This is a genomic window from Sphingomonas sp. 179-A 2A2 NHS (genome assembly GCF_045371305.1).
Classification (GTDB): Bacteria; Pseudomonadota; Alphaproteobacteria; order Sphingomonadales; family Sphingomonadaceae; genus Sphingomonas.
Genome location: NZ_JBIQDE010000004.1, coordinates 196,732 through 214,787, shown reverse-complemented (window position 1 = coordinate 214,787; position 18,056 = coordinate 196,732). Strand labels below are relative to the sequence as shown.

Annotated in this window: 17 protein-coding genes; 14 read left to right on the top strand and 3 right to left on the bottom strand. The window is 66.2% G+C overall.

All coding sequences use genetic code 11. The features are described 5' to 3' along the window. Positions 1–204 precede the first annotated feature (204 nt). The 3 genes from ACH0AE_RS10420 to ACH0AE_RS10410 are packed head-to-tail and all read left to right on the top strand — an operon-like array spanning position 205 to position 3,554. Positions 205–1,392 (top strand): class I SAM-dependent methyltransferase, encoded by a 1,188-nt coding sequence (locus tag ACH0AE_RS10420; RefSeq protein ID WP_294443913.1) that lies wholly within the window; start codon positions 205–207, stop codon positions 1,390–1,392. Between the two features lie 41 nt (positions 1,393–1,433). Further along, entirely contained in the window at positions 1,434–2,756 is a 1,323-nt protein-coding gene (locus tag ACH0AE_RS10415) for an MFS transporter (RefSeq protein ID WP_294443912.1), read from the top strand. Between the two features lie 30 nt (positions 2,757–2,786). After that, positions 2,787–3,554 (top strand): IclR family transcriptional regulator, encoded by a 768-nt coding sequence (locus tag ACH0AE_RS10410; RefSeq protein WP_294443911.1) that lies wholly within the window; start codon positions 2,787–2,789, stop codon positions 3,552–3,554. Between the two features lie 14 nt (positions 3,555–3,568). Here ACH0AE_RS10410 and ACH0AE_RS10405 read toward each other — a convergent pair whose 3' ends face one another. Next, positions 3,569–4,537, bottom strand: coding sequence for an alpha/beta fold hydrolase (locus ACH0AE_RS10405; protein WP_294443910.1), 969 nt, complete (start codon positions 4,535–4,537; stop codon positions 3,569–3,571). 163 nt (positions 4,538–4,700) lie between these two features. On the opposite strand from ACH0AE_RS10405, the gene ACH0AE_RS10400 reads away from it, so the two are divergent. The 7 genes from ACH0AE_RS10400 (at position 4,701) to ACH0AE_RS10370 (ending at position 13,360) form a co-directional block, all read left to right on the top strand. Next, positions 4,701–6,125, top strand: a complete 1,425-nt coding sequence (locus ACH0AE_RS10400) for an FAD-dependent oxidoreductase (RefSeq protein ID WP_294443909.1) — start codon at positions 4,701–4,703, stop codon at positions 6,123–6,125. Further along, positions 6,125–6,976, top strand: coding sequence for an alpha/beta fold hydrolase (locus tag ACH0AE_RS10395; RefSeq protein WP_294443908.1), 852 nt, complete (start codon positions 6,125–6,127; stop codon positions 6,974–6,976). The genes ACH0AE_RS10400 and ACH0AE_RS10395 overlap by 1 nt, the downstream gene beginning before the upstream one ends. Continuing rightward, positions 6,973–7,566, top strand: coding sequence for a glutathione S-transferase family protein (locus tag ACH0AE_RS10390; RefSeq protein ID WP_294443907.1), 594 nt, complete (start codon positions 6,973–6,975; stop codon positions 7,564–7,566). Before ACH0AE_RS10395 ends, ACH0AE_RS10390 begins: the two co-directional genes overlap by 4 nt. Before the next feature lie 218 nt (positions 7,567–7,784). Further along, on the top strand, positions 7,785–10,148 hold the full coding sequence (locus ACH0AE_RS10385) for a TonB-dependent receptor (RefSeq protein WP_406875725.1): 2,364 nt from the start codon (positions 7,785–7,787) through the stop codon (positions 10,146–10,148). A gap of 54 nt (positions 10,149–10,202) precedes the next feature. Then, positions 10,203–10,502, top strand: a complete 300-nt coding sequence (locus ACH0AE_RS10380; protein ID WP_294443642.1) for a hypothetical protein — start codon at positions 10,203–10,205, stop codon at positions 10,500–10,502. A 7-nt stretch (positions 10,503–10,509) separates the two neighbouring features. Continuing rightward, the gene (locus ACH0AE_RS10375) at positions 10,510–12,480 is read left to right on the top strand and encodes an FAD-dependent oxidoreductase (RefSeq protein WP_294443643.1); all 1,971 of its coding nucleotides are present in this window, start codon (positions 10,510–10,512) and stop codon (positions 12,478–12,480) included. A gap of 28 nt (positions 12,481–12,508) precedes the next feature. Then, on the top strand, positions 12,509–13,360 hold the full coding sequence (locus ACH0AE_RS10370; RefSeq protein WP_294443644.1) for an SDR family NAD(P)-dependent oxidoreductase: 852 nt from the start codon (positions 12,509–12,511) through the stop codon (positions 13,358–13,360). Positions 13,361–13,407: 47 nt separating this feature from the next. Here the strand turns inward: ACH0AE_RS10370 and ACH0AE_RS10365 are convergent, their stop codons facing one another. Continuing rightward, positions 13,408–13,806: a heme-binding protein gene (locus ACH0AE_RS10365; protein ID WP_294443645.1), complete on the bottom strand. Its 399-nt coding sequence runs from the start codon at positions 13,804–13,806 to the stop codon at positions 13,408–13,410. A 61-nt stretch (positions 13,807–13,867) separates the two neighbouring features. On the opposite strand from ACH0AE_RS10365, the gene ACH0AE_RS10360 reads away from it, so the two are divergent. From ACH0AE_RS10360 to ACH0AE_RS10345, 4 genes are all read left to right on the top strand, one after another. Continuing rightward, positions 13,868–14,629: a GntR family transcriptional regulator gene (locus ACH0AE_RS10360; RefSeq protein WP_406875724.1), complete on the top strand. Its 762-nt coding sequence runs from the start codon at positions 13,868–13,870 to the stop codon at positions 14,627–14,629. Positions 14,630–14,732: 103 nt separating this feature from the next. Beyond that, the gene (locus tag ACH0AE_RS10355; RefSeq protein WP_294443648.1) at positions 14,733–15,671 is read left to right on the top strand and encodes a VOC family protein; all 939 of its coding nucleotides are present in this window, start codon (positions 14,733–14,735) and stop codon (positions 15,669–15,671) included. After that, complete coding sequence (locus tag ACH0AE_RS10350; protein ID WP_294443650.1) at positions 15,668–16,804, top strand: class I SAM-dependent methyltransferase; 1,137 nt, start codon at positions 15,668–15,670, stop codon at positions 16,802–16,804. Before ACH0AE_RS10355 ends, ACH0AE_RS10350 begins: the two co-directional genes overlap by 4 nt. Then, on the top strand, positions 16,801–17,103 hold the full coding sequence (locus ACH0AE_RS10345) for a hypothetical protein (RefSeq protein WP_294443651.1): 303 nt from the start codon (positions 16,801–16,803) through the stop codon (positions 17,101–17,103). The genes ACH0AE_RS10350 and ACH0AE_RS10345 overlap by 4 nt, the downstream gene beginning before the upstream one ends. Positions 17,104–17,250: 147 nt before the next feature. Here ACH0AE_RS10345 and ACH0AE_RS10340 read toward each other — a convergent pair whose 3' ends face one another. Continuing rightward, complete coding sequence (locus ACH0AE_RS10340) at positions 17,251–18,045, bottom strand: alpha/beta fold hydrolase (protein ID WP_294443652.1); 795 nt, start codon at positions 18,043–18,045, stop codon at positions 17,251–17,253. Positions 18,046–18,056: the final 11 nt, after the last annotated feature.

Below are 18,056 nucleotides of genomic sequence, written 5' to 3'. Positions count from 1 at the left end.
CTTCAGACGACTGAATCCCCAACCCTGACCTCCGCAACAGATTTGTTCTAACTCTATAATGAATCGCTACGTGGCAAGGGTGTTTCCGCAACAGGATTGCGTGCAAGGCACCAGCGAGAGCGCGTTGCCACGCTTATAGTAGCATGGTACAGCTAGATTCGAAACGGCGTATCGTATTTTGATACAGATGGCGAGGAGGCGATGATGGCGGAAGCGGCACCGACGAACAGCGCGATTGCGGACATCGAACTGGTGACGCAGCCGACGCATGACGAGATCGCGCGCCAGAAGTTCTGCAGCACGCTTCGCCGCCATGCCATTCAGGATTTCGTCAACGCGCTCGAGACCGACTGGAAGACCCGCGTCGAGCCGAAGCTGGCCGGGCCGGTCAAGCATTGGCGCGAGATCGATCGCGCCATGTCGAAGGAGCCGAGCTACCGCTTCTACAGCACGCTTCGCTACAATGCGCAGGAGATGTGCTTCCAGTCCGTGCAGCCGCAGGTGGAGCGCGCCCTTCCCGATCTGATCGCGGTCGCCCGCGACGCCGCCGAGCGCAATCCCGCCGGCGGCTCGCTGCGCACCGATCCCGCCTTCGAGGTGCCGGCCTATGTCAGCACGCTCGACGTTCACCTGACGCCGGGCTGCTTCCACACCGAATGGACCGAGGATGACGTGGCGCAGGGCGCGGTCGTCAGCCTCGGCGCGCGGGTCTTCACGGCGCAGCAGAGCCATCGTTCATGGGGCGGCGTGGCGCGCGTCGTCAGCCGCTGGATCAAGGCGACGTGGCCTGATTTCCAGCCGCAGCGGATGCTCGATATTGGCACCAGCTCGGGCAAGAACCTCATTCCCTATGTCCCCGCCTTTCCGGGCGTGGAGGCGCATGGGATCGATGTCGGCGCGCCGCTCCTTCGCTACGGCCATGCCGTCGCCGAGCATGAGGGCGTGCCGGTCCACTTCAGCCAGCAGAATGCCGAAGCGACAGACTTCCCCGATGGCCATTTCGACCTGATCGTCTCCAGCTTCTTCTTCCACGAAATCCCGGTCTGGGCGACGAAGAAGGTGCTGGCGGAATGCCACCGCCTGCTGCGCCCGGGCGGCATCATGGTCCATCAGGAACTGCCCGCGCACGATCTGGTCGATCCGTGGGAAAACTATTTCTGGAATTGGGATACGCGCAACAACAACGAGCCCGCGTACACCGCCTGGCGCGATCAGGATCCGATCGCGCTGATGGAGCGCGCCGGCTTCGATCCTACGGCAAGCTTCGCGCACATCCTGCCGGATATCGGCGCCTATCCCGATCGTACCGCCGCCTTCGCCTGGGACGAGCCCGGCCGGCCGCGTCACGGCAAGGGCGGCTGGTACGTCTTCGGCAGCCGCAAGCCGGGCTGATCGGCACGCAACTCTGACGACACGAGCGCAAGGGGGGAATTGTGATACTGGATAAGAACGGGCCAGCGTACCGCTGGTACGTGGTCGCGCTGCTGCTCGTGATCTTCATCCTCTCCTATTTCGACCGGTTCATCCTGTCGTTGCTGGTGGAGCCGCTGAAGCGCGACTTGTCGCTCAGCGACTTCGAGATCGGGCTTCTGCTCGGGCCGGCCTTCTCGACCTTCCACGTGCTCGTCGCTATTCCGCTCGGCTGGTACGCGGACCGGTCGAACCGCAAGTGGCTGCTCATCGCCGGCATCGTCATCTGGTGCACGATGACGGTCGGCAGCGGCCTTGTCGCAACCTTCCTCCCCTTGTTCCTGATGCGGCTCGGCCTTGGCCTTGGCGAAGCAGTGGTCAGCCCCTGCTCCGTCTCGATCATCAGTGACTATTTCAATCGGCGGGAGCGGCCGCGCGCGATCAGCGTCTATATGGCGGGCCCTTATCTCGGCGCCGGGCTCGCCTTCCTTCTCGGCGGCCTGGTCGTTGCGTGGCTGGAGAAGCTTGGACCCACCGTCTGGCCCGTCTTCGGCCTGCTGCAGCCCTGGCAGGCGACCTTCGTCGCCGTCGGCCTCCCGGGCTTCCTCTTCGCCGGCCTGATGCTGTCGGTGCAGGAGCCCAAGCGTCAGGAGACGACGGCCGCGCCGCCGCGGGCAAGCGCCGCCTTCCGCTACATGGGCAAGCGCTGGCGCGGCTACGGCTCGCTGATCACCGGCTCGACCTGCAATTTCGCGCTCGCTGCGCTGACGCTGTGGAACGTGCCGCTCTTCTCCCGCGTGTGGGGGTGGAGCATTGCGCAAACGGGCTTTGTCACCGGCCTGTTCTATTTCACCGCCGGCCCGATCGGCACGGCGTTGGCCGTTTGGGCGCAGAAGAAGTTCGCCGGGCAAGCCGATGGCACCATGCGCGTGCTGATCCTCGGCCTCCTGATCTGCGTGCCCGCGAGCGCAGTCTATCCGATCATGCCCAACGCCTATCTCGGCATCTTCTTCATGTTCATCGCCTTCATCGGCAAGTCCGTGGCGACGGCGGGTGGCCCCTCGTCCATGGCGCAGATCACGCCCGGTGAGATCCGCACCCAGGCGCTGGCGATCTTCAACACCTGCATTTCCCTGATCGGCCCGCTGCTCGGGCCCCCGATCATCGGCCTCGCGACTGATCTGACGGGTGATCCGTCGATGATCGGTGTGGTACTGTGCGGTTATGTGCTGCTGATTGGCATCCCTTCGATCGTAATTACGTTCATTGGGTTGCGTCATTATCGCGAAGCCGTCACCGAACTGGAGACGGCACTGGCAAATGGCAGCACGTCGACCCAGAATTGAGGGTGGGGCGCAGGATAACCGGGGTAGAGGATGGATAAGACAATCGTGAAGGGCATGGCCGTGCTTGAGGCACTGGTCGCTGCCCCGGAGCCCGTCGGCGTGTCGGAACTCGCGCGCCAGGTGGGTCTCACCAAGAGCAATATTCACCGCTACCTTCAGACGTTCATGGCGCTTGGTTATGCCTCCACCACCGGCGGCCGCTATTCAGCAACGCTCAAGATCTGGCAGGAAGGCGCCAAGGTTATCGAGCGGCTGGATCTTCGCCGCACGATCCGCCCGATCATGGAACAACTGGCGCGCACGACGATGGAGACGGTTCATCTCGCCATCCCGGCCGGACGCGAGGTGATCTACGTCGACAAGGCCGAAGGCGTGCACTCGATCCGCGCCTTCTCGGAAATCGGCGAGCGGGCGCCGGCGCATTGCTCGGCGACGGGCAAGGTATTCCTCGCCTTCCATCCCGGCGCGCTGCGCGAAACGCTGGCCGTGCCGCTGCGCGGCTATACGCCGCGCACCATCACCAATGCCGACGCGCTTCAGGCCGCGGTGGAGGAAGTGCGCGAGGCCGGCATCGCGATCAATCGCGGCGAATGGGAACCGCAGGTCGGCGGGATCGCCGCGCCCGTCTGGGGCCCGAACAATCAGATCGTCGCGGCGATGGGCCTTGCCCTCCCGCTCTCCCGCTTCGGCGAGGAACAGACGCCGTCGCTCGTCGCGCATGTGCGCGGTGCCGCGGCCGATGCGTCGCGCGCGCTTGGCGCATCGGCCCTCGATCACGCGGCCCGGCTGGTTGCCTGAACCGCTGCCGGCGCTCAGCGCGCCGGCAGTTTCCTGACGAACGTACCCACCGTCTCGGCCCAGCGCGCCGGCTCCACGATCAGCCCGTGCGCCGAACCTTGCGAGAAGGTCTGGTACGAGAAGTTCGGCTTCATCTTGCCCGTGCGCTGGTCGATCGCATGAAGCGCGTCGCCGGCGTCGGACAGCACCAGCAGCGGCACCTCGATCTTGGCGAGGTCCGCGCCCATGTCATTGTTGTACACCGCGGCATGCGCCACGTCCGCCGCTCCGGCGAGGAAGATGTTCAGCGTCGACCAGGTGATCGTCGACAGGTGCCGCGGCACCTCGCCCTGCGCGCGGTAGAGCTTGCCGAAATAGTTGCTGAGATGGCTGCCGTCGGGGCGCAGCGTCAGGTCGGGATGCGGCAGCGCCAGCCGCTGCGCCCGTTCCTGCGCGTTGTAGTTGGGCGCGCCGTGCAGCACGACGCCGGCCACGCGATCGGGGAATTGCGCGGCGAAGGCGGCGGCTGTCGCGGCGCCGGTGTGATGCCCCGCCACCGTCACGCGGGAAATCCCCAGTTGATCCAGCACCGGCGCGAGGTTCGCGGCATATTGCCTGATCGTCGGCTTGCCATCGGGAACGTCCGACATGCCATAGCCTGGCGCATCAATGGCCAGCGTGCGAATGCCACGCGCCGCCAGGCAGGGCTGGATATCCGCCCATTCGATCAGCGACCAGGGCGTCTGGTGGAGCAGCAGCACGGTCGGCCCGTCGCTGGGCCCCATCAGCCGATAATGCACTTGCCCCATCGGCGTCGTGACATAGCCCTTGCCGCCGCGAACGACGCCGATCCCGTCCCAGCCACTGTCGGACTGGAGGGGCGGCTTGCACGCTGCGGCACGCGTTGCCAGCGCCGTAACCGGCGCATTCGCCGCGCTGGCCGAATCACTCGGCGAAACCACGCCCGAGCCCAATGCAGACGCAATCATCAACCAACTCAGCATCCTCATACCTTCTGTTCTGAATATTGATCCACCGTATCGCATTATGATTGTTGCGGCTTTCTTCTCTGTCAATCATCGATCCACAACCGCTCTTGACCCTCGTTCGAAACCTCGCTTAGCTCTGCAAATCGGAACACCGTTCTATATTTCGGAAAGGCAAAGGTTGTACGATCTCATCATCGTTGGCGGTGGCTCCGCCGGCCTGGCTGCCACCATCTTCGCGGCGGAAGGTGGCGCGAAGGTTCTGCTTCTCGAACATGCCGATGTGCTCGGTGGCACCCTTTGGGTGGCGACCGGCCAGATGAGCGCCGCGGGCACCCGCCTGCAGCGCGAGCGCGGCATCAACGACACGCCCGATGATCATTTCGCCGATGTCGTCCGGATCAGCCGCGGCACGATCAACCAGGGGCTCGCCCGCCTCGCCATCGATCATGCCGCCGGCACCTTCGACTGGCTGATGGAGCGCGGCTTCGCCCCCCTGCCCGAACATCCGATCAAGGGCTTCGGCCACGAACCTTATTCGCAGGATCGCTATTACTGGGGCGAAAAGGGCGGCGTCAGCGTCAAGGACGTGCTCGTGCCGATTGTCGAACAGCTCGTCGCCGACGGCCGCGTCGATCTGCGCCTCGAACATGAAGTCGTCGCGCTGACCACCGATGCGAACGGCGCAGTGACTGGCGCAACTGCCCGTGATGCTTCCGGCGCCACCCACGATTTCACCGGCGCGGCCGTCCTTCTCGCCTGTGGCGGCTATGCCTCGAACGCGGAGATGTTCGCCGAGCTGAACGGCTATCCGCTCTACAATGCCGCCCCGTGGCGCTTCTCCAAGGGCGCCGGCCTCGGGCTCGGCCAGTCGGTCGGCGGCTACCTGCGCGGCCAGGAGAATGTCTTCAACAACTTCGGCACGCTCTACAACAGCGACACCTTCCCCGCCCGCGCCTTCGCGACGGTGGAGCATTTCCCCGAGCGCCGCGAGCCGTGGGAGATCTACGTCAACGCCAACGGCCAGCGCTTCGTGCGCGAGGACGTGCGCAGCATCGACGCACGCGAGATGGCGCTCAGCATGCAGCCCGATCGCCGCTACTGGATCGTCTTCGATCAACGCATACTCGATGAGGCCCCGCCGCTTCTCGCCGGCTGGAGCCGTGACGAGGTGAAGCGCGCCATCGCCGAAGGCGGCCCCGCCTTCACCCGCGCCGACACGATCGAGGATCTCGCGGTCGCCACCGGCATCGACGCCGCGGGCCTCGCCAATGCCATCGCCGGCTACAATTACGGCGTCACCACCGGGAACGACTTCTTCGGCCGCCAGCACCTGCCGGCACCGATCGAGAAGGGCCCCTTCTATGCGATCCGCATGCAGGGCAGCGCCATCTCCAGCGCCGTCGGCCTCGCGGTCGACGACGATCTTCGCGTCATCCGCAAGGACGGAAGCGTGATCGACGGGCTCTACGCGGCCGGCGAATTGCTCGGCTCCAGCCAGACGATGGGCAAGGCCGCGTGCGGCGGCATGATGGTGACCCCGGCGCTCACGTTCGGCCGCTTGATCGGGCAGCGCGTCGCCAGCTCCGCGAAGGTGGCCGCCTGATGCTCCCGTCCGTCAACGTCCTCCCCGGTGAGCGCCGCGGCTATGTCGATGGCCCGGACGGCCTCGTCCATTACCGCGAGCTTGGCACCGGCACGCCGATCGTGCTCGTCCACCAGGCACCGTGGGGATCGATCCAGTATCGCCGCGCCATGCCCGTCCTCGCGGCAGCCGGCTACCGGGTGATCGTGCCCGATCTGCCCGGCCACGGCATGTCGGATCCCCCGCGCGAGGCGGCAAGCATCGAAGGCTATGCGGAAACAGTCGCCGCCGTCATCCGCGCGCTCGGTCTGGCTCCGGTCGCCGTCGCCGGCCACCACGGCGGCTCGCTCGTCGCTGCCCGGCTCGCTGCGGTGCATCCGGATCTCGTCGCCGCGCTCGTGACGGACAACATGCCCTATTACACCGCCGAGCAGCGCGCCGAGCGTGCCGCCGGCCTCACCGACCTGCAGGAAATCAAGCCGGACGGCAGCCACTTCACCGATCGCTGGGCCACCGTGCGCCGCATCGCCGATCCGGCCTGGACCGACGAGACGATCCACGTCGGCATCGTCGCCTATTTCGCCAACGGCCCGTGGAAGGAAGACGGCCACCGCGCCGCGCCTGCCTATGATCTGGAAGCCGATCTCGACGCCATTGCTTGCCCGACGCTGATCATCGCGAGCCGCACCGATCGGCTGTTCCCGATGGGGCGCCAGCTGGTCGAGCGCCGCCCGGGCTGGGATTATGCGGAGCTTCCCGGCGGCGCCGGCATGGTTTTCGAACGCGCGCCTGAATGGGCCGCACCGATCCTTTCGTTCCTGGCCGCCCACCATCCGGCGGCCGCTTCAGTCCAGGAGAATGTGGTACAGTGAGCGTCACCATCTACGGCCGCCCCGGTTCGCGCGCGCGTCGCCCCCTCTGGGTAGCGCGTGAACTCGGCGTCGAGGTCACCTCGATCGAGCCCGCACCGGGGGAGATCAAGCAGGAGGCCTATCTCGCGCTCAATCCGAACGGCAAGGTGCCGACCCTTGTAGAGGGCGATTTCGTCCTGTTCGAATCCTTCGCGCAAAGCCTGTACCTGGCGAAGAAGCACGGCACCGGCACGCTCTATCCCGCCGATGCACAGGGCGAGGCTCTCGCCTGGCAATGGACGTTCTGGGCCGTCAGCGAGCTTGAGCGTCCGCTCACCACCTGCCTGTTCGATCGCGTGATCAAGCCGGAGGATCAGCGCGACGCCGCGGCGGCCGACGCGGCCGAACAGTCGCTCCAGGCGCCGCTCGGCGTTCTTGAAAAGGCGCTTTCCGGCCATGACTGGCTGCTTGGCGACACCTTCACGGTGGCGGACATCAATGTCGCGGCGATCGCCGCGCTCGCGCGTCCCTCGCGTGTCACATTGGAAGCCTATCCTAATGTCGCGGCGTGGCTGGATCGGGCAACCGGCCGGCCGGCCTACAACGGGTAAAAAGGCCACATCGGCACTGAAATCGCATCCTAACAAGAAAAGCGCGTGACAGCCGCCGATGGTTATGTTCTATCCGTATAACAAATAAATCTAACGAAGTTCGCAGGAATTTGGGCGGGCGTCGAACCAGGCGCCCGCTCAAGAGGACCCGTTTTAGCTGTGGGGGGAGATGGCGCGCGAGCGGCGTGCCGGATCCGGGAATCTGAAGGGGATTGTTGATGACGAGCAAGATCAAGCGCCATCATTTCGCAGGGCTCAGCCTTCTGGCGCTGGCGATCGCAGGGCAGGCACAGGCACAGACGGTTGCACCGGCAGAACCGGCACCGGCTGCAGAAGTCGAGAACCAGGGCGAAGCGCTCGAGGATCTGGTGGTAACCGCGCAGCGCCGTGAAGAACGCCTGCAGGACGTGCCGCTCGCGATTTCGGCCTTCTCGCCGCAGGAACTGCAGTCGCGCCAGATCGCGCGCACGATCGATCTGTTCGCCTATGTGCCGAACCTGATCGCGCACAACAACACGTCGGTCGGCACCGCGAACAGCTATTCGATGCGCGGTCTCAACAACAACGAGACCATCTCGACCTTCGATCTTCCGGTCGGCACCTATGTCGACGACGTCTATATGTCGCGTCAGAGCGCCAACAACTTCTCCTTCTTCGATGTGGAGCGGATCGAGGTTCTGCGCGGTCCGCAAGGCACGCTCTTCGGCCGCAACACGACGGGCGGCGCAATCAACGTCGTCCTGAAGAAGCCGTCGCGTGATCTCGGCGGCTTCGTCGAGGCAGGCTATGGCCGCTTCGATCGCGCCACCGTCCGCGGCTCGATCGATCTTCCGCTCGTCGCCGACAAGATCCTGACGAAGTTCCAGGGCTATTACGTCGATGACAAGGGCTATGTCGAAAACCGCGTCACCGGCCAGCGCCTGAACTCCGAGAACAGCTACGGCTTCCGCGGCGCCGTCCGCGTGCTCGGCGATGGCGTGATCTGGGACATCACGGGCGACTATAACCGCCAGAGCTATGCGAACTTCCCCAACTTCTACGATCGGGAAACCAAGAAGCGCGTCAGCTACACCAAGCTGCGCGAAGGCCAGACCGTCTCCGACGTGTTCGGCGGCCGCAGCTACCTGTCGCCGGAGCTGGCTGACAACACGCTCGGCAACGTCGCGAAGAGCTGGTCGGCGGTGTCGAACCTCGAACTCGAGGCGACCGACAATCTGACGGTGAACATCATCACCGGCTATCGCCACATCTATAACGAATATCTCACCGACAGCGCGATGAGCCTGCTCAGCACCTCGACGGTGTATGAGTATCCGAACGATCTCATCACCCCTGTGCCGGGGCCGACGTCGGTCCTCGCGAACGACAGCTGGCACAAGCAGTTCAGCCAGGAAATCAAGTTCACCGGCAGCGCGCTTGACGACAAGCTGACCTATGTCGGCGGCGTCTTCTACATCCGCGAAGACAACCGCACGAGCTTCGCGAACCTGTCGATCGCGCTCAACGGCACCGGCACGTTGTTTGCTGACCGTACGATGCAGAACAACACCGATGCGATCGCGGGTTACCTGCAGGGCGATTACAAGATCACCCCGAACCTCACCTTCACCGCCGGCATCCGCTACACCGAGGAGTATAAGGACATTAAGTTCGGTCCGAATGCCTCGCCGCTGCCGCCGGTGGGCATCAACCAGCCGTTCACCACGATTGACGTGATCAACGCCGGCAACCCGGTGACGCAGGAAGCCAAGGTCTGGACGCCGCGCTTCGCCATCAACTGGAAGATGGCGCCGGACGTCTCGGCCTTCGCGTCGGCGACGAAGGGCTTCAAGTCGGGCGGCTGGGTGTCGCGCGCTTACAACGCCGCCAGCATGTTCGCCTTCGATCGTGAGACGATCTGGTCGTTCGAGGGCGGTCTGCGTTCGGAATTCTTCGATCGTCGCGTCCGCTTCAACCTGACGGGCTTCTACTTCAACGATGCCGACAACCAGCTGCCGGCTGGCCGTGAAAACCCGCTGCTGCCGGGCCAGATCATCTACAACACCGGCAACTTCGCCGATCTACGCAACTACGGCATCGAGTCCGAGCTGACCGTCATTCCGTTCCGCGGCGCGACGCTCTCCTGGACGTCGGGCTGGCAGCACGCCCGCTACAAGAACATCGACCAGAGCGTGCTGGATCAGGCGGAGCGCTGCCGCGCCGGCATCGCACCGGGCACGAACTGCAACCAGGGCATCGTCACCCAGAATGGCAGCATCGCGCTCCCGTCGCGTGTCGCGCCGTTCAACTCGACGCTCTACGCCAGCTACACGGCGGATCTCGGCGATTTCCAGCTGATCCCGTCGGGCACCTGGGTGTACAGCGACGGCAGCTACCCGTCGGCGCAGAACGACGTGCGCGGCTATCAGGAGGCGGGCAGCACGTTCAACGCCGGCATCACGCTGCGCAACGTGTCGCAGGGCTGGAGCATCGCGGCGGAGTGCAACAACTGCTTCGATCGCCGCTATGTCGCCTCGTTCCTGATCTTCCCGTATCTGAACGAGCCGGGCCGCTGGTCCATCCGCGTTCGCAAGGACTTCTGATCATCGGATCGGGGCGGGCGGCAACGTCCGCCCCGATCTCATAGGACGATTGCCATGGCTGATCCCCGCCCCCCCGAAAGCGTCACCCTGCCCCGCGTGAGCAAGGGGCCGCGTCCGCATTTCTTTGACGATCCCTCGATCGATCAGATCATGACCTTCTTCTTCGAGCTGATGACCGAAGTGGCGGTGCTGCGCGAACGCACCGACACGATCGAGCGCCTGCTCGATGCTAACGGCACGGTCAGCCGCGCCGATATCGAGGCCTATCGCGCCGATCCGGCGGTGGAGGCAGAGCGCAACGAGTGGCGCAACGCCTATTTTCAGCGCGTCATGCGGATGCACGGCGCATCCTGATCCATCGATGACGGCCTATCCCAATCTCTTCTCCCCGGTCGTCATCGGCGGCCGGACGCTCAAGAACCGTATCGTCCATGCGTCCATGTCGACGCATTTCGCGCAAGGTGGGCGGGTCACGGATCGCCTGATCGACTATTACGCCAATCGCGCGCGCGGCGGCGCGGCGATGCTCGTGAGCGAGCCGATGGGCATGCTGCAATGGCAGCAACTGCCCACCCGCCCCGCGATCCTGTCCGGCATCAACACCGATGCGCTCGCCCGTTGGGCCGATGCGGTCGGCGCACATGACAGCCTGATGCTTGGCCAGGTGCAGGACAATGGCCGCGGCTTCCGCTCCGGCTTCCGCAACCCCAACGCCTATGGCGCCTCCGCACTTCCTGACGATCTCAGCGGCACCGTGCCGCACGCGCTGTCGATCGACGGCATCGCGACGATGATCGAGGAATTCGCGATCAGCGCCCGCGCGCTCCAGCGCGCTGGGTTTGCGGGCGTCGAGATCTCGGCCGGCCACGGCCACCTCTTCCACCAGTTCCTCGCCGCCCGATCGAACCGGCGCGAGGACCGCTACGGCGGTGATCTCGCCGGCCGCGCCACCTTGCTGATCGAACTGATCGAGACGCTCCGCCAGGCGTGCGGCACCGGCTTCATCATCGGCGCCAAGCTGCCGGCCGAGGACGGCATGGAGAACGGCATCGATCTCGCCCAGGCGGCCGAGATCACCCGCCTCGTCCACGCCACCGGCGCGGTGGATTACATCACCTATTGCTGGGGCGCTCACGGCCACACGCTCTACGAGCATCTGCCCGATCTCCACGGCCCCCGCGCGCCGTATGTCGATACGATCGCGGCGCTCGGCAAGTCGGCCCCCGGCGTGCCGATCGGCGCACTTGGCCTGATCGCCGATCCGAACGAGGGCGAGCGCATCGTGCGCGATGGCCTCGGCGATCTCGTCATGATCGGCCGCCCGCTCGTCACCGATCCCGCCTGGGGCCTGAAGGCGCAGGAGGGGCGCGAGGCGCAGATCCGCTATTGCGTCGCCTGCAACACCTGCTGGCACATGATCAACGTCGGCCGCGGCCTGCATTGCGACAACAACCCGCGCGTCGGCGCGCCCGACGAGGCGGACTGGACGCCCGAGCCCGCCGCGGCCCCCTGCCGCGTCGTCGTGGTCGGTGGCGGGGTCGCCGGCATGGAGGCCGCCTGGGTCGCCGCCGCCCGCGGCCACCACGTCACCCTCTTCTCCCGCGGCGACGAGGCCGGCGGCAAGACGCGGCTCCACGCGCTCCTGCCGGGCGGCGAGAATTTGAGCAGTATCTACGATTACCAGCGCCTCGCCGCGGAGCGCGCCGGCGCGGACCTGCGCTGGGGCCAGGAAGCGACTGCCGAGGACATCCTCGCGCTCAACCCCGACAAGGTGATCCTGGCGACCGGCGCCACGCCCGCCACCCCCGATTACCTGCCGGAGGAATATCGCGAATTCTTCCCCGATCTTCGCGCAGTGATGGAGGATCTGACGCGCCGCACCGGCCGCCAGCCCGGCACCGCCGTCATCCATGACGCGGACGGCACGGCCTTCACTTATGCCGCGGCGGAACTGCTCCACGCCCGCTTCGACCGGGTGGTGGTCGTCACCGATCGCGAACGGATCGCCGGCGAGGAAGCGATGGTCACCCGCCAGGGCATCTACGCCCGCTTCCTCAAGAAGGGGATCGAGATCGTCACGCTCGTGGCTCCTGCCGCGGACTCGCGCTTCGAGGAAGGCGAGGTCGCGCTGCGCAACGTCTTCACCGGCGCGCGCACCATCATCCCGGACGTTGCGCTTTTCACCTTCGCCACGCCGCGCGTCCCCGAGGTTTCGCTCGAGGCGCCGCTCCGCGCGGCCGGCATCGTGCCCCAGCTGATCGGCGATTGCTGGGCCCCGCGCACCGTCCTGGCGGCGACATCCGAAGGCTACCGCGCCGCCCTCTCCCTTTGATCTGTCCCCCGTAAACAGGAACTCCCGCATGTACCCCGATCTCAACGGCAAGGTCGCCATCGTCACTGGCGCCGGCCGTCCCGGCGGCCTCGGCGCAGCGATCGCGCGCAAGCTCGCCGAGGACGGCGTCAAGGTGATGCTCCATGATCTGGGCACCACCAAGGGCGCGATGGCGCCGGGCCACGGCATCGGCACCAACGACGATCTCGAAGCCGTCGCGACGGAGCTTCGCGCGCTTCACCCCGATATCGCCACCTACGCCGCCGACATGCGCGTCGAGGCGGAAGTCGAGGCGATGGTCGCCGCCACGGTGGAGCGTTTCGGCCGGCTCGACATCCTCGTGAACAACGCCGGCGTCGGCTATCTCTTCGGCCCCTTCGTCGAGCAGACGCAGGAGAAGTGGGACACGGTTCTGGACGTGAACCTGCGCGGCGCCTTCTTCGCGATGAAGCACGCCATCCGCCAGATGCTGACGCAGGACGAGCAGTCCGGCTGGGGCCGCGGCCGCGTGGTCTCGATCGGCAGCCGCGGGTCGAAGTCGGGTTCCGCCCTCACCTCCTCCTACATCGCGTCGAAGCACGGCCTCGTCGGCCTCACCCGCTCGGTCGCGATCGAGATGGGGCCGCAGCAGATCAACGTGAACATGGTCTGCCCGAACCACGTCACCACCGGCCTCGGCGCCTGGCAGAACGAGTACATGGCCTCGATGCGCGGCCAGACGATCGAGGAATATCTCGAGGCGATGCGCGGCCGCATCCCGCTCGGCCGGGTCGGCACGCCGGAGGATACCGCCAACGCCTGCGCGTTCCTCTGCTCGGGCCAGGCCCGCTACATCACCGGCGAGGCGATGAACGTCTCGGGCGGCGAGGAAATGCACTGATCCTGTGCCGGGCCGCCGGGTAAACACCCGGCGGCCCAACAGTTGCTTCAGATGATCGCGTCCAGCGCCGCCTGCGCGATCGTCACGTCCTGCTCCGCATTCCCGCCGGACACGCCCACGCCTCCCAGGCAGTCTTTCTCGTGCCGCACCGGCAGGCCGCCCGGCATCGGCAGGTAATCGGTCAGCCGCAGCAATTCCGGCTCGTCTTTCAGCCGCGCGGTCAGCGCTCCGCTCGGCCCACGCATCAGCGCCGCGGTCCGCGCCTTCGCCAGCGCCACCGCCGCCGTCATTTTTCCGGCTGCCTCTGAGCGGGCCAGTCGAAGCGGGTATCCGCCATCGTCGACGATCGCCACGGATGCCGCAATTCCTAGGGTTTTGGCCTTGTCGCGGGCCGCCGCCAGCATCGCATCGAGCGCCAAATCATCGAGTGCAGCTTTGATCAGCATCTATTTTCCTCTTTTCGGCCGGCACGTTGCGCGGCAAGCGGGTGGTTGAAGGGGAGCGCGAATGACAAAGAACAACGACGAGGTCGCACACGTCGATCGCCTGCAAGCGGTGCCGCTCTATCACCAGCTCTTCCTCCAGTTGCGGGAAGAGATCATCAACGGCTCGCGCGCGTTCGGCTCGCGCTTGCCGCCGGAACAGGAACTGGCCGAAACGTTCGGCGTGTCGCGCATCACCGCGCGCCGCGCCCTCGCCGAACTGGCGGATGCCAATCTCGTCGGCCGCAAGCGACGCGTGGGCACGCACGTCACCTATCAGTCGCCGGTCCGCCCGATCGAGGGCAGCATCGAACAGGCGATGGAATCGCTCATCACATACGGGCGGAAGACGCAGGTCCGGATCCTGGACCTCGACACGGTGCCGGCGAAGATGCCGGTGACGGAGGCGCTGGGCATTGCGGCCGGCACGCCGGTGCTTCGCGTGGCCCGTGTCCGCTTGCTCGAAAACCAGCCGATCAGCCATCTGGTCAGCTATGTGCCGGCGGAGCTGGCGGGCGGGATGGACCGCTCCTCGTTGCGCTCCACGCCGATGCTCACCTTGCTCGAACAGGCCGGGGTTCAGATTGGCGCCGCGACGCAGATCATCACCGCCTCGCTCGCCGACGCATCGCTCGCCAATCTGCTGGAGGTGGAGATCGGGTCGCCGATCCTGCGGGTCAGCCGAACGGTGTCCGATACGAACCGCCGTCCGGTGCAGCACGTGGTCGCGCAATTCCGGCCCGATCTGTACCAGATCAAGCTCGATCTCCACTCCGCCGTGGCCTGAACCATCGCGATTCCGCGTCATGTGGCACACCCTGCCACATGACGCTCATTTGATATAGAATTAAGATCATTCCGTGCTAGGATCGCCGTATGGGGGTGATCGAATGAGCGACTGGACGTCACACGGGGATCCGCTGCTCACCCGGTTCCGCTTCGCGACCGTGGGCAGCGCGAATGTCGCCGCCACGGCGCAGCTCTATCGCGACGTGCTCGATTACCGCACGCGCGAGGCCGGCAACGTCTCGACCGAACTCGCCGAAAGCTGGGGCACCCCTGCCGCCGCCGGCCGCCCCTATTGCCTGCTCAGCACCGAAGGCGCCGAGCGCGATTACATCCGCATCGTCGAGACGCCGGCCGTTCCCGGCTACCGCGCGCTCACCACGTTCGGCTGGGCCGCGATCGAGATCATCGTCGATGACGTGCACGCGGTCCACGATCGGCTGAAAGCGAGCGAATTCCGCATCCTCGCGGCGCCCAAGCCGCTGCAGTTCATGCCCTCGATTGTCGCGATGCAGGTCGAAGGGCCGTCGGGCGAATGCCTGTATTTCACCATGGAAAGCGGCGACCGCGCGGCCTCGATCCTGCCGCAGCCGCGCTCCCTGATCGACCGCCCGTTCATCCTCGTCCTGGCCGGGCGGGATTTTGACGCGATGCGCAACTGGTATTGCGATCTCTTCGATCTGAAGCGCCGTCCGCTGCGCAACAGCCTGATCTCCCTCGTTCAGACGGCGCAGGGCCTCCCCGCCGATCACGCCATCCGCATGACGACGGCCGGCCTGCGCGAACACGGCTACCTGTTCGAATTCGACGAATACCCCAGCGGCCCCGGCTTCATCGCAACCGATCGCCCGCAGGCACCCGGCTCGCTTCCGCCCGGCTGCGCGATGGCATCGATCGAGACGCTGGCGTTCGATCGCGTGGTGCCGCTGGCGATCGCCCCGCCCCGGGTCCACTCCGGCCTTGGCTATGACGGGCGCCGCAGCTGCACCGTGCGCGGGCCGGCGGGCGAACTGGTCGAATTCATCGAGGAGAAGGCATCATGAGGGTTCGCGACGTCCAGCATCCCGTCCTGCCGCAGGCCACCGCCGACGAACTGAGCCGCCAGCGCGCGGTCGTCTCGCTGCGCAAGCTGCTCAACATGCGCGTCCGCTCGCAGAACGTGCGCCGCTTCGCCGAGGAAGGCGCGCCCGCCTTTGCCGAGCGTCATGGTCGCCAGCCGCAATCGCCCGAGGACATCGAGGAGGCACTGTTCGCCTCGACTGACTATCGCCTGTGGAGCGCCGCCAACCGCGCCTCGCAGGAGATGATCTGGGTTGCCGTGGGCGAACCGATCTTCCGCGATCGCGCCCGCATGGAGGCCGCCGCCGACGCGCTCGCCACGTCGCCGAACCGCAAGGGCAGCCTGACGCTCGCGCCCGATTACGATCCCTCGCCCGAGATCGCGGGTACGGACGTTCACTTGCAGCCGGGCGGCTATGCGCGTGACGATCATCCCGGCGACGTCGTGGCCGGCGCCTTCTACGAAACCGGTGGCAACGTCTTCTCCTTCGGCCAGGGTGCCGGCAAGGGCGACAGCAAGGCCGGCGTCGTCTTCCGCCTGCTCGATCAGGACTTCCCCGATCTCGCGCCCGGCAAGATCCTCGATCTCGGCTGCTCCGCCGGCGCCGCCTCGGCCGCCTACGCCGATCGCTTCCCCGATGCCGAGGTGCACGCGATCGACATCGGCGCCGGCATGCTGCGCTATGCCCATGCGCGGGCGGAGGCGCTGGGCGTCGCGGTCCACTTCCACCAGATGGACGCCGCCGATCTGCGCTTCGCCGACGACAGCTTCGATCTCGTCGTCTCGCACAACATGCTGCACGAGATCGGGGCCGACAAACGCCGCGCCGCGATGCGCGAGGCGCTTCGCGTCGTCCGCCCCGGCGGCGTCGTGATCTTCCAGGATGTCGACACCCGCTTCGCGCCCAGCGAGGTCCACCGCGTCGAGAAGAACTGGGATACGCGCTTCAACGGCGAACTGTTCTGGAAGATCTATAACGACGCCGATCTTCAGGCCGACATGATCGCCGCCGGCTTCGACCCCGAAGTGGTGCGCGAACATCACGTCGAGGCGGTGAACAACATCAATCGCTGGTACGTGATCAGCGGCCGCAAGCCGGCGGGAGCTGAAGCATGACCAGCGCCGTCGACGCGATTTCCGCCGTCATCGCGGGCGGCAGGGGCCCCCGCCCCGCCAGCCTCGACAATGAAGAGACCGAAAAGGTGCTGGCGATCGCGCTGGCGCTCCTCGTCGAGCTCAGCAACGCGAATGACCGGATCGACCGGCTCGAACGCGAAGTGGCCGATCTGCGCGGCGAGCCCTATGCCAGCTGGAAGGAAGCGCCCCAGCCGGCTGACGCGGAAGAAGCGCGTCGCGCCGCGATCGAGGCCATGCAGCTGCGCGTCATGCGGATCATGGTCGATCCGCGCACATAGACCTGCCACGACGCACCAACGGTGCGCATAACGCACCATCGCTCTCCGCTTGCGCGCCATCGCGCACCGCCGCGGCGCCATGTTGGAGCGGCCCAAACGACAAGGGGGCGACCCGCAGGCCGCCCCCTTTTTACCGCTAATGCTGGCTCAGCGCCCCTTGGCCGCCGCGCCCTTCGCCGCCCGGTCGATCACGTCCGCCACCGCCTTGGGCTGCGTCATGAACACCGCGTGGCTGGCATTCACCTCCACCGTGTCGGCGCCGATCCGCTTGGCCATCGCCTGCAGCATCCGCTGGTCAAACGCCTTGTCCTGCTTGCCGTACACCGCCCAGCTCGGCCGCGTCTTCCACGCCGCATTCTGCAGCTTCACACCGAATGCGGACATGTTGATCGGCACCTGCGTATCGCGCAGGAACGCCGCATCCGCGTCGCTCGCATCCGCCGCAAAACCGACCTTGAACTTCGCCGGATCGACGAAGCCATAGCCGTCCTTGGTCGTCTGGATCACAAATTCCGGCGGCGTGGTGAAGCCTTCATATTGCTGCGCCGTGGTCTCGCCGGCATCGGGCGACAGGGCAGCGACATACACCAGGCCGGAAACCTTTGGGTGGACGCCTGCCTCGGTGATCACCGTGCCGCCCCAGCTGTGCCCGACGAGGATGGCCGGCCCGTCCTGCCGGTCCAGCACCCGCCGGGTGGCCGCGACGTCATCCTCGAGCGACGTCAGCGGGTTCTGCACGACCGACACGCGATACCCGCGCTTTGTCAGATCATTGTACACGTTCCGCCAGCCGGAGCCGTCGGCGAAGGCGCCGTGCACCAGCACGACATTCTTGATGGCGGCCGGGGCGGTCGCCTGGGCCTGCGCGGCACCCGCGACGGCGATGGTGGAAAGGCTCGCGGCGGCGGCGGCTGCGGCGAGTTTCAGGATCATGTGACGCATCTTGGTCTTCC